Genomic DNA, 24,992 nt, shown 5'->3' with positions numbered 1-24,992 from the left:
AGATACCTCTCGGGTTGCTGGGTTAGTCAGCCGGCGGGTTCGGGGCGGAGGGTGGTCGGGCGGTTGCCGGCCTCGCGGCCGTCGACGCCGGGCGAGACGAGGAGTCGCTGTACGCCCGCGAGCGCCAGGTCGATCGCGACCGCGAGCACGGCGAGCACGATCGCTCCGGCGACCACCTGGTCGTACTGGAGCGTCGCCAGCCCGTCGAAGAGATAGCGGCCGAGGCCGCCGAGACCGGCGTACGCGGCGATGGTCGCGGTCGAGACCACCTGGAGCGACGCGTTGCGCAGGCCACCGATGATGATCGGCAGGGCGATCGGGACCTCGACGCGCCAGGCGATCTGGGTCTCGGTCATGCCGACTCCTCGCGCCGCGTCGACGGTCTCGTCGCCGACGGACTGGATGCCGGCGTACGTCGTGGCGAGGATGGGCGGGATGGCGAGCACGACCAGGGCGATCGTGACCGGGACCAGACCGATCCCGACCAGGCCGAGCGCGAGCATGAGTACGCCGAGGGTCGGCAGCGCGCGGCCGGCGTTGCCGAGGTTGATCGCGATCAGGGCGCCGCGGCCGGTGTGGCCGATCAGCAGACCGATCGGGAACGCGATCGCGGCCGCGATCGCCAGGGCGAGGACGGTGTAGCCGAGGTGCTCGAGGATGCGCTGGGGGAAGCCGTCGGGGCTGGTCAGCGACCAGTTGGCGGCGTCGAGCAGGTAGTCGAGACTCATCGCGCACCCGCTCGCGCCCACGGGGTGAGCCCGCGCTGGAGGGCGACGATGAGGACGTCGGCGATGACCGCGAGGGCGACCGAGAGGACCAGACCGATGATGATCGGCGGCAGGTAGAAGCCGAGCTGGAACCCGCGGGTGAAGAGCTGTCCGAGGCCGCCGATGCCGATCAGGGCCGCGATGCTGACCATGCTCACGTTGGCCACGGTCGCCACCCGCAGACCGGTCAGGATCACCGGCATGGCCAGCGGCAGCTGGACTCTGAACCAGCGGCGTACGGGGCCATAGCCCATCGCGGTGGCGGCCTGGAGGACGGTGGTGTCGACCGCGTCGAGACCGTCGGCCGTCGTACGGACGAGCAGGGCGAGCGAGTAGAGGGTGAGCGCGATGACCACGTTGACCGGGTCGAGGACGCTGGTGCCGAGGATGCCCGGGAGCAGCAGGAGCAGCGCCAGCGACGGGATGGTGTAGATCACGCTGCCGGCGGTGAGCGCGATGTGGCGTGCCGGGACGTAGCGATGGACCAGGGCGCCCAGCGGCAGGGCGAGGACGAAGGCGATCGCCACCGGGATCAGCGCGAGCCAGATGTGTTGCACGAGCGCGGTGAGGATGTCGTCCGCGTTGGTCTCGAGATAGCGCCAGAGGTCCTTCACCCGGCCTCCTCCGCGGAAGCCAGGGCCGCCAGGCGCTCGCGGTGCTGCGAACGTACGCTGCCGGCCAGGTCCTCGAGCAGGACCAGCCCGTCGGCTCGACCCTCGGCGTCGACGCGGATCGCCGCGCCGGCGGGCGAGAGGATGACCAGGTCGGTGACCGTACGCAGGTTGGCGCCCTCGCTGAAGGTGCCCTCGGTCGGGAGGAGGCCGTCGGAACCGCGCCAGCCCAGCGGTCGGCCGTCCTGGTCGACCTCGAGGGTGAGGCTATCGACAACGTGATCGATGGGCTTGAGCGCGACCGAGCTCCCGTCGGCGAACCCGAGGCCCCGGAAGCCGCGGTCGCGCCCGACGAGCGAGGCGACGAAGTCGTCGGCCGGGGCGGCGAGAAGGTCGGCGGGCGGGGCGAACTGGGCCAGGCGGGCACCCTGGGCGAAGACGGCGACCTTGTCGCCGAGGCGGATCGCCTCGTCGATGTCGTGGGTGACCAGGACGATCGTCTTGCCGAGCTCGCCCTGGAGCCGGAGCAGCTCCTGCTGGAGGTCGTCGCGTACGACCGGGTCGACGGCCGAGAACGGCTCGTCCATCAGCAGCACCGGCGGGTCGGCCGCGAGCGCCCGGGCGACCCCGACACGCTGCTGCTGGCCGCCCGAGAGCTGGGCCGGGTAGCGCTCGCCGAGGTTGGCGGCGAGCCCGACGCGCTCGAGCAGGTCCAGGGCGCTCGTGCGGGCTTCCCGGCGGGAGATGCCCTGCAGGATCGGGACGGTCGCGACGTTGTCGAGGACCGTGCGGTGCGGGAAGAGCCCGGCGCCCTGGATCACGTAGCCGATCTCGCGCCGCAGCTGCGCCTCCGGGCGGCTGGTGACGTCGTCACCGTCGATCAGGATCCGGCCGGAGGTCGGCTCGATCATCCGGTTGATCATCCGCAGCGCGGTCGTCTTGCCGCATCCGGACGGTCCGACGAACACGGTGATCTTCCCGGTGTCGACCGTCAGAGAGAGGTCTTCCACGGCAACGGTGCCGTCCGGATAGCGCTTGGTCACGCCCTCGAACTCGATCACAGCCACCGCTCCTGTCTGTTGTTCTTCACCTGCGGACGCCGTTGCACAAGATCCTCAGCCTGCCAGATCTGGGGAAGGAACCGAAGATGTTAAACGGACAGGGACGTCGGGTTCGCCGTCCGAGCCTCGCTCCTCGATGCTTGAAATCTGCCACATTCCTGGACCCGATGCCCGAGATGCCGACCCGGCGCGGCGCAGGTCGTTCAGTCCTCCAGCGGGCGCAGCTCGTCGGCGTAGGAGACCGAGACGCGGCGCATCACGCCGTCGTCGCTGATCGCGTACTGCCCCATCCGCCACAGTGGCGGCGAGTACGCGTGGATCGAGACCGCGCCGTCGACCGCACCGCTCATCCGGTGGATGTGATCGGGCCCGAAGCCGAAGCTGCGACCCGCGCCGACCTCCCGTTGCACGGGATCGCCGCCGAACCTCGGCTGCTGCTCGAAGACCGCTCCGTGGGTCACCGCCACCGCGCCCGAGGAGATGTCGTGGTCGTGCCAGCCGGTGTCGTCGACGGTGTTCCAGCACAGCAGCCAGACGTCGATGTCCTTGTCCCGGTAGAGCGAGACGTAGTGGCGCCCGCCGGTGTCGTGGCGCACCAGGTGCTCCCACCGCTCGGGGTGTGCTGCGAGCTCGTCGACCCAGGCGCGCAGCTCGCCGGGAGCGAGCGTACGTCCCGGCAGCTCGGGCAGTTCTGCGCCGCTGAGGACCGTGTCGGCGGCCGGCTCGGTCACGGTCGGTTCGGTGATGGTCATCGGTCTCCTCCGGTGAGCAGGTGGTGCGGGTTGGCGACGAAGATCGCCCGGCTCAGGGCCTCCCCGAGGTCGGGATCGGTCGGCTCGGCGTAGGGCCGGTCCGAGCCGTTCACCAGCGGGTCCACGCCGACCACGCGCGACATCGCGTCGATCGCCTGGGTGCCGTAGGACGAGGTCTCGTAGTAGACGTGCCGGTCGATCGCGCCGAGCTCCCCGCCGCGCTGTGCGAGGCGCTCGTGGTGCAGCGGCGCGAGGCCGGCCAGCGCCACGAACGCGATCCGCAGGGTCGGCAGCAGCGACCGCCCCGCGACGTGCCAGGAGTGCCATGCGGCGCTCTGCTGGGCGACGTACGAGGTGAGTGCGGGCCACCAGCCGGGCAGCTCGCTCGCCGGGCCCGGGTCGGCGGGTCCCGGGTGCACGAGGACGGGCAGGTCGGCCTGCTGGGCCGTGGCCAGGACGGGAGCCAGGGTCTCGAGCGCGGACGGGGTCGTCAGCGCCGTCGCCGGGACCTGGAGGCCGTGGACGCGGTCGTGCGCCAGGACCTTGGCGAGGCCGTCGAGGTCCGGTTCGACGAGCGCCGGTGCGGCCCACAGTCCGTAGTCGGCGGGCAGGTCGTCGGCGAAGCCGTGCCAGGCGTCGAGCAGTCCGTGTGCCTCGCCCGGGGCGAGTGACTCGATCCCCAGTGGGCTCGAGAGCGAGAGCAGGACGAGGCCGTCCTCCTGTGCCGCGTGGCGGGTGAGGTCATGATCTGCCGGGTCGACGGAGTAGGGCGGCTCCCCGTCGAGGTGGAGCACCCAGCCATCGAGGTACGGAGGCTGCCGCCGGCGGCGCAGCTCCTCGACCAGCGCGGGCGGCCACAGGTGCTGGTGGACGTCGACCTGGCGCTTCATGCGCTAAGTCAATAGGTTTAGTTGTGATTAAGCAAGCCTACCCGCCGGTGAGGCACCATGGCGGGATGACCGACACGAACACCCAGATCCTGCTCCGCGCTCGCCCGGTCGGTGAGCCGACCGCCGAAGACTTCTCGATCGTTGCCTCCGAGGTGCCGGCGCCAGCGGAGGGCGAGGTGCTGCTGCGTACGAAATTCCTCTCGCTCGACCCCTACATGCGCGGGCGGATGAGCGATGCACCCTCGTACGCCGCTCCGACCGCCCTGGGCGACGTGCTGCCCGGTGCCACGGTCGCCGAGGTGGTGGAGTCGCGGGATCCGTCGCGGCAGGTGGGCGACGTGGTGCTGGCGTACGGGGGCTGGCAGGCATTCTCCGTCGCACCGGCCCAGCACACCCGCCGCCTCGACCCGTCCGTCGCACCGGTCTCCACCGCGCTGGGCGTGCTGGGGATGCCGGGGTTCACGGCGTACGCGGGTCTGACCCAGATCGGGCAGCCGAAGCCCGGCGAGACCGTCGTGGTCGCGGCCGCGACCGGTCCCGTCGGCGCCACGGTCGGACAGATCGCGAAGATCCTCGGCTGCCGTGCCGTCGGCATCGCGGGCGGACCGGAGAAGGTCGCGCATCTGACCGAGCTCGGCTTCGACGCTGCCCTCGACCACCGCGCACCCGACTTCAAGGAGCAGCTGAAGGCGGCGGTCCCCGACGGGATCGACGTCTACTTCGAGAACGTCGGCGGACATGTGTGGAACGCGGTGCTGCCGCGGCTCAACAAGTTCGCCCGGGTGCCGGTCTGCGGGATCGTCGCGCACTACAACGACACCTCCGCTCCCGAGGGACCCGACCGGGCGCCGGGACTGATGCGGCAGGTGCTCAACAAGTCCCTGCTGATCAGGGGTTTCATCCAGACCGAGTTCGTCCGCGACCACGAGCAGAAGTTCCTCGCCGAGGCGACCGGCTGGCTGGCCGAGGGCAGGCTCCGCTACCGCGAGGACATCACCGAGGGTCTCGAGAACGCGCCTGCCGCGTTCAACCGGATGCTTCGCGGTCAGAACTTCGGCAAGACGGTGATCAAGGTCAGCTGACCCGGATCACGCTTCGGGGGCCCCCTCCTCAGGGGCGGTGGCCTCCGGGGCGGGGTCCTTGACGGTCGGGAACTCTTCGGTTCCAGCGAGGGTGCGGAGGTACTCCCTGATGGTGATGTCCTCGGGCATGGTGGTTCCGGCCGCGAACTCAGCGACGCAGTTGGCGACCACGGCGTCGTACGTTGCCTTGTCCACCTGCTCGAGCGTTGGGTAGACCGTGGTCGTCGCCGTCGTGCAGGGCTCGGTGAGCGTCTCTTCCGTCGCGGCGTCCGTCGGCGTCGGCGTCGGGGTGGGCGTCGGGGTCGGGGTGGGCGTCGGAGTTGGGGTCGGCGTGGGCGTGGGCGTGGGCGTCGGGGTGGGCGTCGCCGTCCCGGTCTCGCCACCCGACGGGCTGTCGTCGGAGCCGGGGTCGCCCGTGGTGTTGTCGGTCGGCACTGGCGACTTGCTCGGTGCTGGATCCTCGACCGGCGCGGCCTTGGTCTCCGACTTGGTCGTCGGCTTGACCGTGCTCGACGTGCGCGGGAGGGGGGACACGGTGGTCCGCATCGAGGAGGTCCCACCGTCCACGCTCGGTGAGCCGGGGAACTCGCCGTTGCGGTACTGGTCGGCGATCTTCAGCACCGCCTCGACGTACGTGTCGCTCTGGTTGTAGCGGTAGACCGCGGACTGGGCGCCGGAGTCGGTGCTGACGTCCTCGGCTCCGGCGCACAGGTAGGCCGCGGTGGCGACGGCAGCATCGTCGACGTCCTGGGGGTCGCGGCGGTTGTCGCCGTCACCGTCGGTGCCCACGACCGTCCAGGTGGAGGGGATGAACTGCATCGGGCCGACAGCGTGGTCGTACACCGTGTCGTGGTCGTAGAGGCCGTTGTCGGTGTCGCGGATCGCCGCGTAGTTGCCGGCGCCGTTGAGCTGCGGGCCGATGATCGCGGGGAGGGCGAGGCCGTTGGAGTTGAGCTCGCTGCCGCCGAAGCGGCCGTGGTTGCTCTCGACCATGCCGATCGCGGCGACCAGCGCCCAGTCGATGCGGCAGGGGGCGTCGGCGTCGTTGAGCACGGTGGCCGAGCGCTGGTACGCAGCCAGGGCGACCGCCGGGATCGACAGCTCCTCGGCGTTGGAGGCCAGCCTCACTGCGTCGGTCGGGGTCAGGTTCTTCACGCCACCCAGGCCGTTGGAGATGCCGAGGGGGTCCTGAAGGGCGCCCGGATCGGGAAGCTCAGGCTGCTGATGACCGGTGTCGAGGCGTGCCTCGTTCGGGGCCAGAACCGCGAAGGCAGCGGTCAGCGCGACGGCGGCAACGGCCCGAGGCCCGATGCTGGTCAGCGCCGCTGTACTGATGCTTCTGGCCCAGAATTTTCGGGGTTCTTTGGTCATGCCGGTCTCACCTCTTCCACGCGTGGGGTACGTGTCCGTCCCATGAGCCTACCCAGGTATTCCATTTCTGCGCCTGGCAATTAGAAATCCCCCCACCTTGGTGATGAACGGCAACGGTCGGGCCACCTGACGTTGGGCTGGTGTTCCCCGGTACGCCGCCTGGGCTCACCTTCCGCCTGTCACCGTGGACGACATGACTGAACGGACTCGTCTGTGGATGGTTCCGCTGGTCGCGGCCGCGGGTTGGGGCGTCGGTTTCCTTCCCCAGCTCGTCCAGCCGCAGCCGCTCCTGCTCGCCCCGATGGTCGCCGAGCTGGTCTCGTTCACGCTGCTCGCCGCCGCGCTCGGCGGGCTCGCTGCGGGGCTGCGTCCGGACCGCCGGCTGCTCAGTGCCGTGCTCGCCGGCACCGGTGTCGTCGCCGCGGTCTTCCTCGGGCTGACGTTCGCCGCCGGGCCGGCGGCGACCAACCCGTCGATGCTGACCCATCTGATCGCCATCGCCGCGATCACGACGGTCGCCGGTCTCGCCGCCGGGATCGCCGCGAGCCTCGGGCCGTGCGTGCTGCGGGCGCCGATGCTGGCCGCGCCGGCCGTCTGCGTACCCCTCTGGCTCGACGGGATGCTCCCCGGCGAGCTGCCGTCGTCGGTCATCGACGCGCTGCTGGCGGCTGCCCTGGTGACCGTGCTCGTGACGTCCGTACGCCGCGCCGTCGATGTCGTCGCCTGGGTGCCCGCCTGGATCCTGGGCTGGGCGATGCAGACGCTGCTGACGGTGCTGGTGGCCATCGGCGTACTCATCCAGGAGGGACGCTCGGTCGACGCCGGGCTGCTCTCCTCGCACCTGGTCTACTTCCACGAGCGCTGGAACGAACCCGCGGTGCACTACCCCGCCGGATGGGCGCTCGCCGGAGTCCTGGCACTGGCGATGGTGGCGTGGAGGCTGCGTGACACCCTTCGGGTGTGAAACGTACGCTCATCACTGGAGGCACCCGCGGGATCGGTGCCGCTGTCGCTCGTCGGCTGGCGGCTGACGGCCACTCGCTCGTGCTCGGGTACCTGTCCGACGAAGCTGCTGCCGTCGCGACGCGCGACGAGATCAGGGCGCTCGGGGTCTCTTGCGAGATCGTGGCCGCGGACATCACCACCGACGCCGGGATCGCCGCCCTCTTCGAGGCTGCCGGCCCGGTCACCGGCGTGGTCAACAACGCCGGCGCGACCTACCGCTACGCGCCCCTCGTCGACACTCCGACCGACGAGATCCGGAGGACGTACGCGGTCAACCTGGTCGGCCCCACGCTCGTCGCCCGCGCGGCCGTGTCCGCGCTCGCCGAGGGTGGGGTGATCGTCAACATCTCCTCGGGTGCCGCCACGCTGGGATCACCGGGAGAGTACGTCCACTACGCCGCCGCGAAGGCCGGCATCGACGCGCTCACCAAGGGCCTCGGGCTCGAGGTCGCCCCGCTCGGCATCCGGGTCGTCGCGGTCGCCCCCGGGCTCACCGAGACCGACATGCACGCCAACACCGGCGACCCAGGCCGGATCGCGCGGATGGCACCCCAGATCCCGATCGGCCGAGCGGGCTCACCCGACGAGGTCGCCGAGGCCGTCGCCTGGCTGATGAGCGAGAAGGCTGGGTACGTCACCGCGACGACGCTGCGGGTGACCGGCGGGCGGTGATGCCCGGACCAGGACCGCGGCGTACACAGCGAGGTAACGCGTTCGACGTCGTGTCGTGCCCCCACGCGGTTGCCCGATGGACAACAATCTCCTCATGAGGCCCCAGGTCGTCGCGCATCGCGGCGCCAGTCATGAGATCGCGGAGCACACCCTCGCTGCGTACGTCGCAGCCCTGGATGCGGGCGCGGACGCCTTGGAGTGCGACGTACGTCTGACCATGGACGGGCATCTCGTCTGCGTCCACGACCGTCACCTGCGCCGTATCGGCGCGCGGGGGCTGGTCTCGGAGATGACCCTCGCCGAGCTGCAGGCGATCGACTTCGCGGCCTGGAAGAACGGGTTCTGGGAAGGGGAGGACGAGCAGCCCGACCGGGACATGCGGGGCGTGCTCACGCTGCACCGGCTGCTGCGGGTCGTGCGGGACTACGGTCGGCACGTCGAGATGGCGATCGAGACCAAGCACCCGACGCGCTACGGCGGGCTGACCGAGGGGCGTCTGGTCGACGTGCTCAACGACTTCGGTTGGGCGGGTCCGGGCAGCCCGGTGCGGGTGATGAGCTTCTCGTTCACGGCGCTGCAGCGGGTAGAGCGGCTGGCTCCGGGCGTACCTCTGGTCCAGCTCGTCGACCGCGCCGCCAACTGGTCGCTCCTGCGGCACGCGATCGGCCCGGACTGGTGGCTCGGTGCCAGCATCGAGATGCTCACTGCCCACCCGAAGCTCGGGCGTCGGCTGGCGTCGAAGGGCCGCAACCTCCACGTCTACACCGTCAACACCGAGGAGCAGCTCAAGCTCTGCCTCGACCTCGGGGTCAATGCGGTCATCACCGACCGGCCGGGGTTCATGCTGGAGCTGCTCGGCCGCTGAGGCGTGTTACCTGGCGCGCGGGCCCGGCAGGTTAGGGTTTGGCCGTGGCCAAGAAGTCCCGAGTCAAGAACCGTCAGGCGGCTGCGGCCCCGACGGACGGTCCCAACCCGCGCGCGGCGTGCCCGTGCGGGTCCGGCAAGCGCTACAAGGCGTGCCACGGTGCCGCCGGCGGCGCGTTCGTGGGGCGCCCGTTCGAGGGCCTGCCCGGCGAGTGCGACCTGGTCGCGCTGCGTGAGCTGGTGCCCTCGGCGACGGTGTCGCTGACGGTGAAGGGCTTCGAGTCGACCCCGGTCACGCTGGGCACCCTGCTGCCCGGCGCCGCGCCGGCGATGTCGCGCGACTCCGGTGAGGTCTGGGCCGGGCTGCAGGTGCAGCACAACTACGGCGACGTGTCGCGCGATGTGGCTGCGGCGCTGCTCCAGGCCCTCGAGGCGCGGGCGTCGGGTGAGTCCGGGATCTTCGGCCTGACCACCGCACCCGGCGACGGGCCGCGGCTGCAGGACCTGATCACCAACTCCTCGCTCGACGTCACCGTCCACGAGGGCTTCGACTGGTGGCTCGCCGACGTCGAGGACAAGGGCGACTTCGAGCACGCGCTCGAGCACGCCAACGAGTCGGTGCTGCCGACGCTGCGACTGGCGTCGGTCGAGGCTGCGTACTGGACCTCGGTCGGCTCCAAGGAGCACCTGCGTTGGGTGATGCCCGAGCCCGAGGACGCGCTGCTGACCGCGCTCGCGCGCCTGCACGTGACCGGCGAGGACGTGATCGTCCCCGACGCTCGTTTCGTCGGCATGTTCCGTGCCCACGGTCTGCTCGCTCCCGTCTGGGACCTGCCGGTCGGCACCGGCGCCGAGGCGCTCGAGGAGCCGGCGGTGGCGTTCAAGAAGCTGCTCGACGAGGCCCTCGCCGACGACTCCGAGATCACCCCCGAGGTGCGCTCCGCTCGCGCCGGGCTCGCCAACCGACAGGTCACCATCCGCTGAGGTGGATGCTGACCGAGTTACCTCGGTCAGCACTCACCTACTTCGTGGAGTTCCGCGAGGGAAGCGACAGTTCACCGAGTTACCTCGGTGAGCATTCGCCGCTCACGCCTGCTCCACCGGCAACCAGAGCTCGCACGAGGCGTACGTCTCGGTGAGCTCGAGGTAGCGCAGGATCGACGGGCCGGGGCGGAGCCGCCACGGGTTCGACGGGAACCAGTCGGTGGCGGTCGCCGCCCAGAGCCGCTGCAGCGTCTCCGGGTGCGGGCCGCTGGAGGCGAAGACCGCCCAGGAGCCGGCCGGCACGGTGATGCTGTCGAGCCCGTCCGGAACCTCGGCCGACGGCGTGACCGCGACCCCGTGCAGGTAGGTGATCATCGATCCCTCCGGTGCATCGGGCGACGCCGACTCGGTGACGGCGAGGATGCCGCGCGGGTCGGTGTCGTTGAGCTCCTTGAGGCGGACATGCTCCTCGGGTGCGAGCGAGGCGATGTGTGCCTGGATGTGCGGGTTCACGCCTTCGTAGATCAGCGGGACCTTGGTGGCGTGGCCGACGAGCCGGAGCTCGGGCATGTCGTTGATGGTGACGTCCATCGGGGTGCTCCCTTCGACGCTCAGACGGAACCTGAGCGTGGGTTGTGTGCGTAGCGGACCACCGGATCGGCGTACGTCGGCCGGAGCCGTTCCGTGCACGGCACGGAACGCGCGCCCGAACGCCTCGGTCGAGCCGTAGCCGTAGCGCACCGCGACCTCCAGGAGGTCAGGGGCACCGGCCACCAGGTCGGCCGCTGCCAGGGTCATCCGGCGGCGGCGTACGTAGTCGGACAGGGGCATCCCGGCCAGCGCCGAGAACATCCGGCGCAGGTGGTACTCGGTGGTGCCGTGGTCGCGAGCGACCCGAGCCACGTCCACCTCGCCGGTGAGCTCTGCTTCGACCAGGTCGACCAGGGTGTTGAGCGTTCCGATCATGTGGTCCTCCTTTCGCCATCAAGCCTCGCCCGGAAGCAACCTCCGGCGCCCGACTATCCTGGCCCGGTTCGATCAGGTTCAGTCGGACCGCGAACGCAGCCGGAAGGCCTGCAGGCGGGAGTAGCCCTTCACGCTCGTACGCCGCATCTTCTCGACCTGGAAGCCGTCGACGTCCTCGAGCGCGGCGGCGGCGTTCTCGTCGACGACCACCGACGAGGGCCGGGCGACGGTCGTGAGGCGGGCGGCGATGTTGACCGTCGGACCGAAGACGTCGCCGAGCCGGAGCACCACGTCGCCGTAGGATATCCCGGCTCTGACGTGCGGAAACGCGCTGTCGCGATCCTCTCCGAGGGCGGCCAGCTCAAGGGCGGTCCGGGCGGCCGCAGCGACGTCCTCGAAGGTGAAGAACACCCCGTCGCCGAGATACTTGATCACCCGTCCGCCGTGCTCGACGACGACGTCGGAGCAGGTGTCCTCGAACTCCTCGACCCAGTCGACCAGCTCCTTGTCGCTGAGCCGCTTGGAACGGGAGGTGTAGCCGACGATGTCGACGAAGCCGACCGCCAGCGGCACGGCGGAGGCGTCCGCGACGGTGAGCATCCGCCGCGCCGCGCTGACCAGATGGCGGCGCCAGACATAGTCCTGCAGCGACTCGACCAGCGGCAGCACCTGCCCTGTCAGGGCGACCAGGTCCTCGACCTCGTCGCCACCCCGCTCCCGGGCGACCTCGGCCAGCAGGGACGTCTGCCACTCGGCCAGGCGCGCGTAGGACCGTCCCCAGGTCCGCACGAGCGCGGCCTGGCGGTCCTCGCTGAGCACCCCGAGGCGTACGAGCTCCTGCGTCATCCGCAGCGCCTCGACATCGGCCTCGGTGAAGGCGATCTCGTCCTCGCCGGCGTGCGGGAAGCCGAGATGGTGCCACAGGTCCTCGGCGACCTCCATAGGCACGCCGACGGCACCCGCGACCTCGGCGCGGGTCAGCGTGGGCGTCTGGCCGAGAACGAAGGACTCGACCACGGCGAGCGCCTCGGCCAGCTCGATGTCTGCCTCACGGCTACGACCCTGACCGAGGCCCTCGTCAGCCTGTTCGTCGAGCGTCAGGAGCCGAACCTGTCCTTGGCGACCTTCTCCAGCGCCCTCGCGAACGTCGGCATCTCGACGGACAGCTGCTGCAGCTTGTCGGCGCTGAGGTGGATCAGGTCGAGCGGGGTGAGAGCGACGATGGAGGCCGTGCGCAGCGAGCCCCTCATGATCGCCGCCTCGCCGATGATGTCACCGGGACCGCACTGGGCGATCTCCTCCTTGTCCCGGCGGACCGAGACGGTGCCGTCGAGGATGATGTAGGCCTTGTCCGGCGGGGTGTCCTCCCAGATCGGCGACCAGCCCTCCGGCAGGTGCACGCGGGTGCCGGTGGCGCTGATGTGCGCGATCTCCTTGGGCGTGAACATGGAGAAGAACGACTCGGTCACGAGGGTTTCCTTCGGGGTCGGCTGTGGGGTGGCTGCCGCTATGTGACGGCAGTTACAGAGATCAACGATGTTCGTCTACAGGGGTTACCCGCGAGTGAAGTTGGCTATGCGGGCAGCGGGTCGCGGGCGATCGGGCAGCTCATGCATCGCGGGCCGCCGCGGCCGGAGCCCAGCTCGGAACCCGCGATCGCGATGACCTCGATGCCGGCGGCCTCCAGGGCCCCGTTGGTCTGCGTGTTGCGCTCGTACGCCACGACCACGCCCGGCGCCAGTGCCAGGGTGTTGTTGCCGTCGTCCCACTGCTCGCGCTCGGCCGCGACCGGGTCAAGCCCGGTGTCGACGTGGTGGAGCTTGTCGATCCCCATCGCCTCGGCCGCGACCTCGAGGAACGGGCGCGGGGCCGCGATGTTCAGCTGGCCGTCGCCCGCGGGGGTCACGGCGTACGCCACCAGCGAGTCGACCGCGTTCGGGTAGATCACCATCTTGTCGGTGTTCACCAGCGTGGCGATGGTGTCCAGGTGCATCGTCGCGCGCTCCTGCGCGATCGGCACCGCGAGCACGGTGTGGGCGAGCTCCTCGGCGAAGACCTGGCGGGCGAGCCGCTCGGCCCCGGCGGGAGTGGTGCGCTCACCGACCCCGACCGCGACGACACCGGGAGCGAGGAGGAGTACGTCCCCACCCTCGACGTGCTCCAGGTGGGCTCCGTGCAGCCGCGGGCTGGCCCGGAAGCGCGGGTGGAACTGGTAGATCAGCTCGGTGAGCGCGGTCTCGCGCTTGCGAGCCGGCATCGCCAGCGAGGTGACCGTGGCCCGGTCGCGGATCCACACCGACGAGTCGCGGGTGAAGAGCAGGTTCGGGAGCGGGTCGATCAGGAAGTCGTCGTGGGCGAGAAGGCTGGTGACCAGGCCGTGGCCGCCGCGTACCTCGTCGTTGCGGACGCCGGCGGTCAGGTGGTCGGTCAGCTCGGCCGGCCCGGCGTCGGCGAGGGCACCGCTCAGGTAGTCGCGCAGGGTGTCGCCGAGGGTGAGCGAGCCCAGCACGTTCTCGAGCGCGAGCTTCCGCGCCTCGGGCACCTCGAGGGTCTCGGTGAGCAGGTCGGTCAGGTAGAGCACCTCGACGTCGCGATCCCGCAGCGCGGCCGCGAAGGCGTCGTGCTCGTCCTGTGCCCGCTTCACCCACGGGATGCCGTCGAAGAGCAGCTTGTCGTTGTTGCGCGGCGTCAGCCGGGTGAGCTCCCGGCCGGGCCGATGAAGCATAACCGTACGCAGTCGTCCGACCTCGCTGTCGGCGCCAAGTTCAACCATGCCGGGCAGCCTAGGCGAACGCCGCTCAGGCGAACACCTCGACCAGCGTCAGGATGCCCAGGACGAGGCAGACGACGGCTCCGACGTAGTGCAGGACGTGCAGCTTGATGAACCGGAGCAACGTACGTCCCAGCAGCACCGCGAGCCCCGAGACTGCGAGCAACGCGGCCCAGGAGCCGATGAAGACCGAGACCGGGTCGTGGTAGCGGGCCACCAGCGAGACGCTCAGCAGCTGGGAGAGGTCTCCCCACTCGGCCGCGAAGAGGACCATGAAGCTGGCCAGGACCTGGCGGAACCCGCGTACGTCCTTGGCCTTCTCGGCGAACTCGCTGCCGTCGTCCTCGGACGCGATGCCGTGGTGGCGGCGCCCCTCGATGAAGAGGAACACCGCGCCGCCCAGGAAGAGCAGCGCCGCGACGACGTGGACCAGGTCGGTCGGGAGGAGCGTCGCCACCCCGCCGATCGCCACCGCGATGAGCGTCTGGACCGCGAACGCCGCGCCCACGCCGAGCCACACGAAGATCGGCCGGTACTTCGTCGACAGCACCAGGGTCGCCAGGAACGTCTTGTCCGGCAGCTCGACGACGAAGATCGCGGCGAAGGCCAGCGCGACGACGGTGATGTCCATCAGGGTTTCCGTTCCAGTTCTTTACGTCCGGCCCTCATCGTCGCACCCCGGCTCGACCAGCGGTCGAGCGAGGGCGGCGGCCTTGGCCTCGGCGAGTACGTCGATCGCCGGGCGATCGAGTGCTGCGGCGACGCGGGCGACGTCGTCCCACTCCGGCTGCAGGTTGACGACCTCGTCGTCGAGGCGGGCGGCCTTGACCGCGATCGGGTGTCCGTCGACGACGACGGTCAGCATCTCGCGGGGCAGGGCGTGCTTGACGACCTCGTGCTCGCGTACGCCGATCGTCGAGGTCTCCCGGAAGAACCCGCGCCGGACCGCCTCGGCGGCGGCGGGACGGGTGAGAGCGTGGAGGGTGTAGGCCGGTCGGCCCTTCTTCATCAGGATCGGCGTGGCCCAGGCGTCGTGGGCGCCGGCGGAGAGGAGCGCGTCGAGGGCACCGGGGATCAGCCGCGGCTCGAGATCGTCGATGTTCGCTTCGATGACGAGCTCGATCTCCGTGCCTGCCTCTGCCGCAGGATCCGCCCGCACTTCCCCGCCATGGCGGGATTCTGCCCCCGCCCCGACAGCCTCGCCGACCAGTATGCGGAGCGTGTTCGACCAACCCTCCGGATCCCTGCCGCCCGCGCCGACACCGATCGCCGTGGTCGTCATCGGCGGCTGAGCCCCCCACCTCGTCGCGAGAGTGGTGAGGAGCGCGGCGCCGGTCGGCGTGCACATCTCCATCGCCGGGTGTCCGGGCGACCCCGCGTAAGAAGGTACGCCGGTGAGCAGCCGCGCCACGGCCGGCGGGGGCACCGGGAGGGTGCCGTGGGCGGCCCGGACCGACCCCGATCCGACCGCGACCGGCGAGACCACGACCGCGTCGGCGCCCAGGTGCACGAAGCCCGCGCAGACCCCGACCACGTCGGCGATCGCGTCCAGCGCTCCGACCTCGTGGAAGTGGACCGACTCGGGAGAGATCCCGTGCACGGCGCCCTCGGCCTCGGCCAGCCGCTCGAAGACCCGCAGCGCCAGGTCGCGCACCGCGTCGTCCAGAGCGGCGTCGGTCAGCAGTGCCCGGACGTCGGTCCAGGTCCGATGGTGGACCGAGTCGGCGATCGAGACATGACACCGGGTCGCGGCCAGCGCGCCACGGGTCACCTGCGAGGCGGCGAGATCCACCGGCTCGGGGGCGACCGCATCCACGGCCGAGGCGATCACCGAGAGAGGCACGCCGGCGCCGACGAGCGCGCCGAGCAGCATGTCCCCCGAGGCTCCGGAGGACGCGTCGACCCAGACGACGCTCACCGAGCTCGCCGCGCGATCCGAGCCGCCGCGACCCCGGCGCCGTAGCCGTTGTCGATGTTGACCACGGTCACGCCCGGCGCACACGAGTTGAGCATCGCCAGCAGCGCGGCCAGCCCGCCGAAGGAGGCGCCGTAGCCCACGGACGTCGGCACCCCGATCATCGGCACCCCCACCAGCCCGCCGACCACGGAGGGCAAGGCACCTTCCATCCCCGCGACGACGATCAGGCAGTCGGCGTCGTCGAGCCGGTCGCGTACGGCCATCAAGCGGTGGATCCCGGCGACGCCGACGTCGGTGATCCGCTCGACACCGGCGCCGTGGACCCGGCACGTGAGCGCAGCCTCGGCCGCGACCGGCCCGTCGGAGGTCCCGGCCGCGACGACGCACACCCGGCCCTGCGGGGTCGGCAGTGGCCCGAGCGTGACCGCACGGGCCTCGGCGTCGTGGACCGCCGTCGGCAGCTCGGCCGCCACGCGGGCGGCCGCCTCGGCGGAGACGCGGGTGGCCAGGACGGCCCGCGCGGGATGCTCCTCGTGCAGTCGGCGAAGGATCGCGACGACCTGTTCGGGGGTCTTGCCGTCGGCGTACACGACCTCGGGGTCACCGGTGCGGCGCTCCCGGTCGAGGTCGACGCGGGCGAACCCGAGGTCGGCGGTCGGCTCGTCCGGCATCGCTCAGAACCGCGCCGGGTCGGCGGGGTAGACCCCCAGCAGCTTCACGTCGGTCGTGAAGAAGGCCAGCTCCTCCAGGGCCCGCTTCAGCCCCGGCTGGTCCGGGTGGCCGTCGACCTCGGCGAGGAACTGGGTGGCGGTGAACTTGCCATCCACCATGTAGGACTCCAGCTTGGTCATGTTGACGCCGTTGGTCGCGAAGCCGCCGAGCGCCTTGTAGAGGGCCGCCGGGAGGTTGCGTACGTTGAAGATGAACGAGGTCACCACCGGACCCGCGTCGGCGGGAGCCTGGATGAAGTCGGGCGAGAGCACCACGAAGCGGGTGGTGTTGTGGTCGGCGTCCTCGATGTCGGTGGCGAGCACGTCCAGTCCGTAGATCGAGGCGGCCAGCGGCGGGGAGATCGCGGCCATCGTCGGATCGCCGGCCTCGATCACCTCACGCGCGGCACCGGCGGTGTCGCCGGAGACGACCGGCGTGAAGCCGTGCTCCCGGATGATGTTGCGGCACTGACCCAGGGCATGGACGTGGGAGTGGACCGTACGGATGTCGTCCAGGTGGGCGCCCGGAAGGCCGAGCAGGTGGAACCGGATCCGCAGGTAGTGCTCGGCGATGATGTGCAGGTTGGACTCGGGAAGGAAGTGGTGGATGTCGGCCACTCGCCCGGCCAGGGAGTTGTCGATCGGGATCATCGCCAGCGACGCCTCACCCGCCTCGACGGTCGCGAACACGTCCTCGAACGAGGCGCACGGCACCGACTCCAGCTCGGGGTAGTGCCGCTGGCACACCATGTGTGAGTTGGACCCTGGTTCGCCCTGATAGGCGATGCGATGTGGCTCGGACACAGCGACAGTCTAGATTCGCCCGATGTGCTCGCTCTTGCAATTCTCAGTCTGCTGACAGCAATCGCCGCCCTGGTCCTCGCCGGAGCGGCCTGGCAGAAGACGAAGGACGTACGTCGCCCCGACCCTGCCGCCGTCGAGTCGCTGCCGACCGACGTCGCCGGTCTGCGCGCCGAGGTCGCGGCCCTGCGCGCCGAGTCGGCGATGAACCTGCGCCACCTCGCGGTCGTGCGCTTCGATGCCTTCGGGGACGCCGGCGGTCACCTGAGCTGGTGCCTGGCGCTGCTCGACGACAACGGCGACGGGGTCGTGCTCACCTCGATCCACGGCCGCACCGAGGCGAGGTCGTACGCGAAGAGCATCAGCGCCTGGAAGTCCTCCCAGCTGATGTCGCCCGAGGAGACCGAGGCCGTCCAGCAGGCCAAGCCCAGGAGCTGATCGGGGCTGATCCGAGCCCAAAAACGACGCCGGCACGCTCGGGCGTGGCGGGGGAACCGTTCCGAGCGTGCCGGTTTCAAACCCGGGCTGCGGGTGGGACGGCCCGGGAGTCGACCACTGGTCGCGGGGGATTTCCGACCAGTGTGTGGGTCTTGCCACGTCGCCGGCCGGAGTCAGGCTTGAGCCCGGTCGAAGACGACGACTCGGCTCACGCCGAGTCGTGTCAGACACCTTATGAACATTTACTTGTCAACAAGACATCTGTGTCGGCGAGTCGGCTCGGTTTTGCCATGAGAATCGACGCCAAACGCGCCGAAAGCACGCAGAAAAAGGGACTTTAGGCCCTGATTACCGGGACTTCGGGCCCGCCGCGTGTCGGTGAGATTCGGGACCGAATCGGGACTGGCCGTCAGCGTGGCACGCGGACGAGCAGGCGCCCGGGAAGACACTGCATGCGGAGCTCGCGACCCTCGGAGATCGTGTCGCCGTCGAGCTGACGCGGCTGGTCGTGGTTGGTCCGGATCACGACGCTGGCACCGGTCATCCGGTTGACCAGATTGTCGGTGCGCGGCCGCTTGCTCAGCACCCGGACCGCGAGCGGGAGCCAGGACCAGAATCGCTGCGGATAGAGCAGCACCACGTCGATGAGCCCGTCGTCGAGAGCGGCAGCCGGCAGCAGCGGCATGTTCGCCTGGAGGTAGCCGACGTTGCCGACCACGACCGTGCGCGCCCGGTGCCTGGTGAACTCGCCGTCGTCGACGGAGATCTCCAGCCGCATCGCCGGGAACATCAGGCTCTTGAAGGCGGAGAGGACGTACGCCATCCAGCCGATCCGCTTCTTGATGTCCTCGTTGACGCCGCTCATGATCGCGGCGTCGAAGCCCATCCCGGCCATGACCAGGAAGTTGGTGTCCTCGAGGTTGTCGCCCGAGACCTCGACCAGGTCGATCGCCTGGTCCTGCCCGGTGAGCGCGACGTCGATCGCGGCGCGGATGTAGAGCGGGATCGACAGGTTGCGGGCCAGCAGGTTGCCGGTGCCGCCGGGGACGATCCCGACGGCGATGCCGGTGCCGGCCAGGGCGGAGCAGACCTCGCGTACGGTGCCGTCGCCACCACAGACGAGGACCAGGTCGGCGCCCTCCGCCTGGGCCGCCAGCGCCATCCCCTTGCCCGGGTCGTCGACCGTGGTCAGGTGCCAGGTCGGCGTCTTCCAGCCGGACTCCCTGGCCATCGTGGTGACCATCGTCTTGAAGTGCTCGACCGACTCGACCTTGATCGGGTTGAGGACGACCGCGATCCTCCGGTTGCCACGCACCGAGTCGACCAGCGGCCGACGTCCCAGCGCGTGCGAGGCGGGCAGCGGCGTGTAGAGCGCCATGCCGAGGAAGACGGCACCGGCGGCGAAGAGGATCCCGCCGAGCACGTCGGAGGGGTAGTGGCGTCCGAGGAAGACCCGGTCGGCGGCGACGAGCACCACCAGCAGGATGAGACCGGTGTAGGCCAGCCGGCGGATGCCGCGGCGGCGCACGAACATCGTCACGACCACCGCGATCACACCCGCGAGCACCGCGATCCCGGTCGCATGACCGGAGGGGTACGCCGGTGACTCGTGGAACCACGACGCCAGCTGCCACGCGGGCCGGTCCCGGTCGACGAGCAGCACCACCGCACGGCGCACGACCAGCGTGATCACCACGACGCCGAACACGTAGACCGCGGCGCGCAGGTACGTCCGGAACAGTCCCGCCGCGACCAGGAGCGCGACGCCGACAGCGAGGTACCACTCGGTGGCCACCTCGACGATGTGCCAGAAGTCGAGCATCCAGCCGTGCTCCGCGGTCACCGCCGTCGCGTCCCGGCCGAGCTCGTCGATCGTCGAGACCGGCGGCCACCCGTTGATCCCCGCGATCCCGATCAGGGCGCACAGAGCGAACAGCGAGGCCGCCCAGAGCAGCAGGGCACGGCGCGAAAGGTCAAGCACGGTGAGTCAGTATGCGCGATACGTCTTCCACACAGTGAATGAACGGGCTGGACAAAAGCCGAGGCAGTGGCCGGAGGAAAGCGCTATCGTGCGCTTTCCGCGCATGATTCGGGTCGGCGCCGGCACCCCTCGGTCCCTCCTCGTTGTGAGGTCTCTCATGCGCTCTCGCGCTTCCGCGTACGCCCTCCTCGGGCTCCTGTCCGTCCCCGCCCTCGCCCTCGGTGTCGGTGGCCTCCTCGCCGGCTCCGCGGCCGCGGCAGAAGGTGACTGTGGCGGCAAGCCCGTCACCGTCGACCTCAGTATGGAGGGTCAGGCGCCCACTGAGGGCGACGACGTGATCCTGCTCGCGCCCGACCAGAACGTCACGCTGCACTCTCTGGGTGGTAACGACGTCATCTGCTTCAGGCCCACCTCGTACATCGGCACCGTCTATGGCGATGGGGGCAACGACACGATCTTCAGCAACTCCCGGCCGAACGCGATCCGCGGGGGTGATGGCGATGACGTGATCCATGGCGGCGACACAACGGATCATCTCTACGGCGACGGCGGGAACGACACCATCCATGGGGGCGCCGCCGCAGACGCGATCGTTCCGGGTGCAGGCGCTGACACGGTTCACGGAGGCGCTGGTGCGGACCGGATCCAGGTCACGTCCTCCGATGCTGCTGGCGACGTACTCGACGGTGGATCGGAAGACTCGGCGAAGGACATCTTCTACCTGTTCAGCTCGGCGTCGGGGATCACCTACGACATGACGTCAGGCGCAACCAGCTGGGCAGCCGAGGCTGACGGTTTCGAAGCCTTGACCGGAACGAACCATGCAGATGTGATCACCGGCACCGATGGTGACGACACCATCGATGCCGTGGCCGGCAACGACCGGATCGACGCAGGAGCCGGGAACGACACGCTCCAGGACGGTGCCGGTGAGGACGTCGTCCATGGTGGCGACGGCGAGGACACGTTCCTCGGTAATCACAATGGCCCATACACCGACTACGACGAGCTGTGGGGCGATGGCGGGAACGACACGATCACCGGCGGCGCCTACGGAGCGTTGGATCTGATCAGCGGCGACGATGGCAACGACACCTTGAGCAACGGTGAAGGTGCCGCACGAGTGTTCGGCGGGCTCGGGGACGATGCGATCACTCTCGACGGCAGCATGAGCTCGGCTGCGTACGGCGGTGACGGCAGCGACACGATCCGCGTCGGGGCGATCGGTGGCGACGCCAACGGTGGCAACGGCAACGACGTGATCTACGGAGGATCTACCTCGCTCTCCGCCAACGGTGACGCCGGGGACGACAAGATCTACGGGGCTGCTGAGTCCAACTACCTCAGGGGCGGCGCCGGGAACGACCTCATCGAAGGCGGCGTCGGCAAGGACGAGCTGATCGGTGGTCCGGGCCTCGACTCGATCCACGGAAAGGCCGAAGCGGATGCGATCTACGGCGACGAGGACTACTACAGCCCGACGGTGGGCTCGTCCGACACCATCGATGCCGGAGAAGGCAACGACACCGTCAAGGCTGGTCCCGGCAACGACACGGTGAGTGCCGGAGAAGGCGCGGACTCCGTCACGGGTGAGGCCGGCAGCGACCGCATTCTCGGTGGCGGCGGGAACGACCGTCTGAAGGGAGACGCCGGCAACGACGCGATCGAGGGTGGCAGTGGCAACGACACCCTGGAGGGTGGAAACGACACCGACTCACTGCGCGGCGACAGCGGCGACGACGTGCTGGCGGGCAACTCCGGCAACGACTCTCTGAACGGCGGGACCGGCATCGACACAGCGTCCTACGCGACCGCCGACAACCCCGTGACCGCGAGCCTGTCCCGGGCGACCGGTGGTGGCGGCAGCGACACGCTCGCTGGGATGCAGAACCTGAAGGGCGGTCCCTACTCCGACCGCCTCACCGGCGACGGCGGCGCCAACGTACTCCTCGGTGGCGGCGGCAACGACACGATCCTGCCCGGACTTGGCAACGACCGCGCGGAGGGTGGTTCGGGAACCGACACCGTCGAGTACTCGAACGTACGCAACGGCGTGAAGGTCGCGCTCAACACGACCTCGGTGCAGTCGACCGGCGCGGGAGCGGATCGTCTGCTGACCTTCGAGCGACTGACCGGCACCAACTACGCCGACGTCCTTCGGGGCAACTCGGCCGCCAACAAGCTGGTCGGCCTCGGCGGTTCGGACCGGATCGAGGGCGGCTCGGGTAACGACTCGCTCTATGGCCACTCGGGCAACGACCGCCTCTACGGCGGCTACGGCCGTGACTACGGTGACGGTGGCACGGGCAGCGACAGCAGCTCGTCGGTCGAGCGGCGCGTACGCATTCCGTAGCCCCAGAGGTACGGGAGAGGTACGGGTTCGGGCGGCAGCACCGGTTGGCCACACTGCCCCTTTCGAGTTCCGAGAACATGAATCGAGAGGGATCCATACGATGAAGACATCGGTGCGGTTGCGCATGGGCGGCCTGCTCGCGGCGGCAGCTGTGGCAACGGGTGGACTGGTCGCCGTGGACGCGGGCACGGCGCCCGCGGAGGCCGCGGTCAGCTGCACGATCAGCAGCCCGAAGACCGTACGTCCCGGCAGCACCGGCAGCTGCGTGACGCTGCTCCAGAAGGTGCTCGGTGGGCTCAGGCCGGACGGTTCGTTCGGGTCCGCGACGACCGCGCGGGTGAAGGACTACCAGCGTGCGAAGGGGCTGTCGGCGGACGGCATCGTCGGGTCGCGTACGTGGTCGAAGATCAAGGCGGGCATGTCCGGCGCCGGCACGATCGTCTCCTCGACCGCCACCGCGAACTGGTACGCCTGCGTCATCGTCCGCGGCGGCCAGTCGATCCGCTACACGGTCACCAACAAGCGCAGCACCGGCTGGAGGCAGGCCACCATCACCACCAGCGGCTCGCTTGCCGACCCGGTGATCAATGGATGGATTCCTAGCAAGGGCTCGCGTTCGACGGCCTCGAACACCAACGGATTCCGGACGTCCTACCCGGCCTCGGCCGCCTACATCACCTACACCGGCGGCACCTTCTTCACCAACGACTCCTACGCCTACGACTTCGCCAACAGGACGGTCTACCGCTCGTGGCTGCGCCCGTGCGGCAAGACCAGCCCGGTCTACTGGTGACCGGCCGATTACTGAAGTGAGATCTGGTGGTCCGGTCGACTAGCCTTGCCGCATGATCGACCCGCGCATCCTCCGCGAAGACCCCGACCGCGTACGTGCCTCGCAGGAGCGCCGTGGCGCGTCCTCTGACGTGGTGGACCGGGCGCTGTCCGCGGACAGCGCCCGGCGCGCGGCGATCGCGGACTTCGAGGCCAAGCGGGCCGAGCAGAAGCAGATGGGCAAGAAGGTGGCTCAGGCCAAGGGCGAGGAGAAGCAGCAGCTGCTCGCCGAGGTGAAGGACCTCGCGGCCGCCGTCAAGGCGGCCGACGCGGCCCAGGCGGAGGCCGAGGAGGAGTGGAAGAAGGCTCTCAAGGCCATCCCCAACCTCGCCGACGACGCCCCGGCCGGCGGTGAGGACGACTTCGTCCTGATCGAGAAGGTCGGCAAGCCGCGCGACTTCGCGGCCGAGGGCTTCGAGCCGCGCGACCACGTCGAGCTCGGCAAGATGCTCGGCGCGATCGACCTCGAGCGCGGCGCCAAGGTCTCGGGCAGCCGCTTCTACTTCCTGACCGGTGTCGGCGCCGAGCTCGAGTTCGCGCTGATCAACCTGGCGATGGAGCAGGCCCGTGAGGCCGGTTTCACCCAGGTCATCGCGCCCGCGCTGGTGCGTCCCGAGGCGATGGAGGGCACCGGCTTCCTCGACCAGGTCGACGACGGCGTCTACAAGATCGAGGACGACGACCTCTACCTGGTCGGCACCTCGGAGGTGCCGATGGCGGCGTACCACTCCGACGAGATCCTCGACCCCGACACCCTCCCGCGGCGCTACGCCGCCTTCTCGTCGTGCTTCCGCAAGGAGGCCGGCTCGGCGGGCAAGGACACCAAGGGCATCATCCGGGTCCACCAGTTCGAGAAGGTGGAGATGTTCGTCTACACCACCGTCGAGGAGTCGTACGCCGAGCACCAGCGTCTCCTCGAGTGGGAGAAGGCCTTCCTGGACAAGCTCGAGCTCGCCTACCAGGTCATCGACGTGGCCGCGGGCGACCTCGGTCCGAGCGCGCTGCGGAAGTTCGACTGCGAGGCGTGGATCCCCACCCAGGGGAAGTACCGCGAGCTCACCTCGGCGTCCAACTGCACCACCTTCCAGGCACGTCGCCTCGACATCCGGGCGCGAACGGAGAACGGCACGACCCCGGTCGCGACCCTCAACGGCACGCTGACCGCGATCACCCGCGCCATCGTCGCCGTGCTGGAGACCCACCAGCAGGCCGACGGCTCGGTGCGGGTGCCGAAGGCTCTGCAGAAGTGGCTCGGCCGCGAGGTTCTGGAGCCGATCCAGAAGTGAGCACGACCGAGAGCAGCATCGCCCGGCCCGGTGAGGCCGCCTGGCAGCCGAAGCTCGTCGCGCTCGACATCGACGGCACCCTGCTGCGCTGGATCGAGGGCACGGGCACGACCTCCGAGGCTCTCTCGGACAAGGTGCGCGATGCGGTCCGCCGGGCGTACGACTCCGGCGCCCACGTGGTGCTCTCCTCCGGTCGCTCGGCCCATTCGATGACCGGGATCGCCGACCTGCTCGGGCTCCCGGACGAGGGCGCGGAGCGGTTGTGGATCGTCGCCTCCAACGGAGCGGTGGTGCTCCGCTACCCGCCGGTCGACGTGGTGCACGAGGAGACCTTCGACGCCCGCGCGGCGGTGGAGAAGATCATGGAACGGCGGCCGAACGTGCTGGTCGCGGTCGAGAACCGCGGTCTGGGCTACCGGTTCAACCGACCGTTCCCCGAGGGTGAGCTCGACGGTGCTCATCTGATCGCTCCGATCGACGAGATGGTCGCCGAGCCGGTCTCCCGGGTGATCATCCGCGACCCGGACGCGACCCCGGAGGACTTCCTCGCCCTCGGCCGTGAGCTCGGTCTGCACGGCATCGACTACGTGGTCGGCTACACCGCCTGGCTCGACCTCACCCCGGTCGGTGTCTCCAAGGCATCGGGCCTCTCCTATGTCTGCGACGAGCTCGACCTCGAGCCGGCCGACGTACTCGCCATCGGCGACGGCCGCAACGACGTCGAGATGCTCGAATGGGCCGGTCGCGGCGTAGCCATGGGCAACGCCCCCGACGAGGTCCAGGAGGTGGCCGACGCCGTCACCGCCCACGTCGCCGACGACGGCGCGGCGCTGGAACTCTCCCGCTGGTTCTGAGAGTGCTGTTCTGGGAGTCTTTGCG

Annotated in this window: 24 protein-coding genes and 1 pseudogene; 10 read left to right on the top strand and 15 right to left on the bottom strand. The window is 69.9% G+C overall.

Annotation, left to right across the window (positions count from 1 at the left end):
* Window positions 1-26: 26 nt before the first annotated feature.
* The 5 genes and pseudogenes from ACW14X_RS13695 to ACW14X_RS13675 all read right to left on the bottom strand — a co-directional run bounded on the left by ACW14X_RS13695 (window position 27) and on the right by ACW14X_RS13675 (window position 4,081).
* Window positions 27-728, bottom strand: coding sequence for an ABC transporter permease (locus ACW14X_RS13695; RefSeq protein ID WP_457165920.1), 702 nt, complete (start codon window positions 726-728; stop codon window positions 27-29).
* On the bottom strand, window positions 725-1,381 hold the full coding sequence (locus tag ACW14X_RS13690) for an ABC transporter permease (RefSeq protein WP_457165919.1): 657 nt from the start codon (window positions 1,379-1,381) through the stop codon (window positions 725-727). Before ACW14X_RS13690 ends, ACW14X_RS13695 begins: the two co-directional genes overlap by 4 nt.
* A 335-nt stretch (window positions 1,382-1,716) precedes the next feature.
* A pseudogene (locus ACW14X_RS13685) lies at window positions 1,717-2,439 on the bottom strand (ABC transporter ATP-binding protein); the annotation flags it as partial.
* Window positions 2,440-2,642: 203 nt separating this feature from the next.
* Window positions 2,643-3,191, bottom strand: coding sequence for a cysteine dioxygenase (locus tag ACW14X_RS13680; RefSeq protein WP_160025951.1), 549 nt, complete (start codon window positions 3,189-3,191; stop codon window positions 2,643-2,645).
* Window positions 3,188-4,081 (bottom strand): amidohydrolase, encoded by an 894-nt coding sequence (locus ACW14X_RS13675; protein ID WP_457165918.1) that lies wholly within the window; start codon window positions 4,079-4,081, stop codon window positions 3,188-3,190. The genes ACW14X_RS13680 and ACW14X_RS13675 overlap by 4 nt, the downstream gene beginning before the upstream one ends.
* A 65-nt stretch (window positions 4,082-4,146) precedes the next feature.
* Between ACW14X_RS13675 and ACW14X_RS13670 the strand changes: the two genes are divergently transcribed.
* Window positions 4,147-5,163: an NADP-dependent oxidoreductase gene (locus ACW14X_RS13670; protein WP_160025949.1), complete on the top strand. Its 1,017-nt coding sequence runs from the start codon at window positions 4,147-4,149 to the stop codon at window positions 5,161-5,163.
* A gap of 6 nt (window positions 5,164-5,169) precedes the next feature.
* Here ACW14X_RS13670 and ACW14X_RS13665 read toward each other — a convergent pair whose 3' ends face one another.
* Entirely contained in the window at window positions 5,170-6,534 is a 1,365-nt protein-coding gene (locus ACW14X_RS13665) for a lytic murein transglycosylase (RefSeq protein ID WP_160025948.1), read from the bottom strand.
* Between the two features lie 193 nt (window positions 6,535-6,727).
* On the opposite strand from ACW14X_RS13665, the gene ACW14X_RS13660 reads away from it, so the two are divergent.
* The 4 genes from ACW14X_RS13660 (at window position 6,728) to ACW14X_RS13645 (ending at window position 10,059) form a co-directional block, all read left to right on the top strand.
* On the top strand, window positions 6,728-7,498 hold the full coding sequence (locus ACW14X_RS13660; protein WP_160025947.1) for a hypothetical protein: 771 nt from the start codon (window positions 6,728-6,730) through the stop codon (window positions 7,496-7,498).
* Complete coding sequence (locus ACW14X_RS13655; protein ID WP_457165917.1) at window positions 7,495-8,211, top strand: SDR family NAD(P)-dependent oxidoreductase; 717 nt, start codon at window positions 7,495-7,497, stop codon at window positions 8,209-8,211. Before ACW14X_RS13660 ends, ACW14X_RS13655 begins: the two co-directional genes overlap by 4 nt.
* Before the next feature lie 94 nt (window positions 8,212-8,305).
* Window positions 8,306-9,076, top strand: coding sequence for a glycerophosphodiester phosphodiesterase family protein (locus tag ACW14X_RS13650; RefSeq protein WP_400469235.1), 771 nt, complete (start codon window positions 8,306-8,308; stop codon window positions 9,074-9,076).
* A 44-nt stretch (window positions 9,077-9,120) separates the two neighbouring features.
* Window positions 9,121-10,059, top strand: coding sequence for a DUF5926 family protein (locus tag ACW14X_RS13645; protein ID WP_350717874.1), 939 nt, complete (start codon window positions 9,121-9,123; stop codon window positions 10,057-10,059).
* A 102-nt stretch (window positions 10,060-10,161) separates the two neighbouring features.
* Here ACW14X_RS13645 and ACW14X_RS13640 read toward each other — a convergent pair whose 3' ends face one another.
* From ACW14X_RS13640 to ACW14X_RS13605, 8 genes are all read right to left on the bottom strand, one after another.
* A complete protein-coding gene (locus tag ACW14X_RS13640; RefSeq protein WP_457165916.1) occupies window positions 10,162-11,025 on the bottom strand; it encodes an AraC family transcriptional regulator in 864 nt (287 codons plus the stop codon).
* A 78-nt stretch (window positions 11,026-11,103) separates the two neighbouring features.
* Window positions 11,104-12,042, bottom strand: coding sequence for an adenylate/guanylate cyclase domain-containing protein (locus tag ACW14X_RS13635; RefSeq protein WP_457165915.1), 939 nt, complete (start codon window positions 12,040-12,042; stop codon window positions 11,104-11,106).
* Between the two features lie 80 nt (window positions 12,043-12,122).
* Complete coding sequence (locus ACW14X_RS13630; protein WP_160025941.1) at window positions 12,123-12,494, bottom strand: cyclic nucleotide-binding domain-containing protein; 372 nt, start codon at window positions 12,492-12,494, stop codon at window positions 12,123-12,125.
* Window positions 12,495-12,598: 104 nt separating this feature from the next.
* On the bottom strand, window positions 12,599-13,798 hold the full coding sequence (locus ACW14X_RS13625; protein WP_160025940.1) for an arginine deiminase: 1,200 nt from the start codon (window positions 13,796-13,798) through the stop codon (window positions 12,599-12,601).
* Window positions 13,799-13,823: 25 nt separating this feature from the next.
* Window positions 13,824-14,426, bottom strand: coding sequence for a TMEM165/GDT1 family protein (locus tag ACW14X_RS13620; RefSeq protein WP_457165914.1), 603 nt, complete (start codon window positions 14,424-14,426; stop codon window positions 13,824-13,826).
* 21 nt (window positions 14,427-14,447) lie between these two features.
* Window positions 14,448-15,713, bottom strand: coding sequence for a nickel pincer cofactor biosynthesis protein LarC (larC, locus tag ACW14X_RS13615; protein WP_457165913.1), 1,266 nt, complete (start codon window positions 15,711-15,713; stop codon window positions 14,448-14,450).
* On the bottom strand, window positions 15,710-16,384 hold the full coding sequence (larB, locus tag ACW14X_RS13610) for a nickel pincer cofactor biosynthesis protein LarB (protein ID WP_457165912.1): 675 nt from the start codon (window positions 16,382-16,384) through the stop codon (window positions 15,710-15,712). Before larB ends, larC begins: the two co-directional genes overlap by 4 nt.
* 3 nt (window positions 16,385-16,387) lie before the next feature.
* Window positions 16,388-17,227 (bottom strand): prephenate dehydratase, encoded by an 840-nt coding sequence (locus ACW14X_RS13605; RefSeq protein WP_160025936.1) that lies wholly within the window; start codon window positions 17,225-17,227, stop codon window positions 16,388-16,390.
* Window positions 17,228-17,251: 24 nt separating this feature from the next.
* Between ACW14X_RS13605 and ACW14X_RS13600 the strand changes: the two genes are divergently transcribed.
* Complete coding sequence (locus tag ACW14X_RS13600) at window positions 17,252-17,662, top strand: DUF4446 family protein (protein ID WP_378816584.1); 411 nt, start codon at window positions 17,252-17,254, stop codon at window positions 17,660-17,662.
* Between the two features lie 409 nt (window positions 17,663-18,071).
* Here ACW14X_RS13600 and ACW14X_RS13595 read toward each other — a convergent pair whose 3' ends face one another.
* Window positions 18,072-19,643, bottom strand: coding sequence for a YegS/Rv2252/BmrU family lipid kinase (locus ACW14X_RS13595; RefSeq protein WP_457165911.1), 1,572 nt, complete (start codon window positions 19,641-19,643; stop codon window positions 18,072-18,074).
* A gap of 157 nt (window positions 19,644-19,800) precedes the next feature.
* On the opposite strand from ACW14X_RS13595, the gene ACW14X_RS13590 reads away from it, so the two are divergent.
* The 4 genes from ACW14X_RS13590 (at window position 19,801) to ACW14X_RS13575 (ending at window position 24,967) form a co-directional block, all read left to right on the top strand.
* Window positions 19,801-21,996: a calcium-binding protein gene (locus tag ACW14X_RS13590; RefSeq protein WP_457165910.1), complete on the top strand. Its 2,196-nt coding sequence runs from the start codon at window positions 19,801-19,803 to the stop codon at window positions 21,994-21,996.
* Window positions 21,997-22,096: 100 nt separating this feature from the next.
* Window positions 22,097-22,789 carry a peptidoglycan-binding domain-containing protein gene (locus ACW14X_RS13585; RefSeq protein ID WP_457165909.1) on the top strand — a complete coding sequence of 231 codons (693 nt, stop codon included), beginning with the start codon at window positions 22,097-22,099 and terminating at the stop codon, window positions 22,787-22,789.
* Window positions 22,790-22,841: 52 nt separating this feature from the next.
* Window positions 22,842-24,113, top strand: coding sequence for a serine--tRNA ligase (gene serS, locus ACW14X_RS13580; RefSeq protein WP_160025931.1), 1,272 nt, complete (start codon window positions 22,842-22,844; stop codon window positions 24,111-24,113).
* A complete protein-coding gene (locus ACW14X_RS13575; RefSeq protein WP_457165908.1) occupies window positions 24,110-24,967 on the top strand; it encodes an HAD family hydrolase in 858 nt (285 codons plus the stop codon). Before serS ends, ACW14X_RS13575 begins: the two co-directional genes overlap by 4 nt.
* Window positions 24,968-24,992 lie beyond the last annotated feature (25 nt).

Source organism: Nocardioides sp. YJ-D4, assembly GCF_054031495.1.
Note: the sequence above shows the minus strand (reverse complement) of the source record. Positions and strands in the feature narration are given on the sequence as shown.

Bases quoted from the DNA above. Each gene is read 5' to 3' on its own strand.
- ACW14X_RS13650 (WP_400469235.1), top strand. From the start codon at position 8,306: ATGAGGCCCCAGGTCGTCGCGCATCGCGGCGCCAGTCATGAGATCGCG.
- ACW14X_RS13660 (WP_160025947.1), top strand. From the start codon at position 6,728: ATGACTGAACGGACTCGTCTGTGGATGGTTCCGCTGGTCGCGGCCGCG.
- ACW14X_RS13625 (WP_160025940.1), bottom strand. From the start codon at position 13,798: ATGGTTGAACTTGGCGCCGACAGCGAGGTCGGACGACTGCGTACGGTT.
- larB (WP_457165912.1), bottom strand. From the start codon at position 16,384: ATGCCGGACGAGCCGACCGCCGACCTCGGGTTCGCCCGCGTCGACCTC.
- serS (WP_160025931.1), top strand. From the start codon at position 22,842: ATGATCGACCCGCGCATCCTCCGCGAAGACCCCGACCGCGTACGTGCC.
- ACW14X_RS13680 (WP_160025951.1), bottom strand. From the start codon at position 3,191: ATGACCATCACCGAACCGACCGTGACCGAGCCGGCCGCCGACACGGTC.
- ACW14X_RS13620 (WP_457165914.1), bottom strand. From the start codon at position 14,426: ATGGACATCACCGTCGTCGCGCTGGCCTTCGCCGCGATCTTCGTCGTC.
- ACW14X_RS13670 (WP_160025949.1), top strand. From the start codon at position 4,147: ATGACCGACACGAACACCCAGATCCTGCTCCGCGCTCGCCCGGTCGGT.
- ACW14X_RS13675 (WP_457165918.1), bottom strand. From the start codon at position 4,081: ATGAAGCGCCAGGTCGACGTCCACCAGCACCTGTGGCCGCCCGCGCTG.
- ACW14X_RS13695 (WP_457165920.1), bottom strand. From the start codon at position 728: ATGAGTCTCGACTACCTGCTCGACGCCGCCAACTGGTCGCTGACCAGC.
- ACW14X_RS13585 (WP_457165909.1), top strand. From the start codon at position 22,097: ATGAAGACATCGGTGCGGTTGCGCATGGGCGGCCTGCTCGCGGCGGCA.
- ACW14X_RS13640 (WP_457165916.1), bottom strand. From the start codon at position 11,025: ATGATCGGAACGCTCAACACCCTGGTCGACCTGGTCGAAGCAGAGCTC.
- ACW14X_RS13590 (WP_457165910.1), top strand. From the start codon at position 19,801: ATGCGCTCTCGCGCTTCCGCGTACGCCCTCCTCGGGCTCCTGTCCGTC.
- ACW14X_RS13665 (WP_160025948.1), bottom strand. From the start codon at position 6,534: ATGACCAAAGAACCCCGAAAATTCTGGGCCAGAAGCATCAGTACAGCG.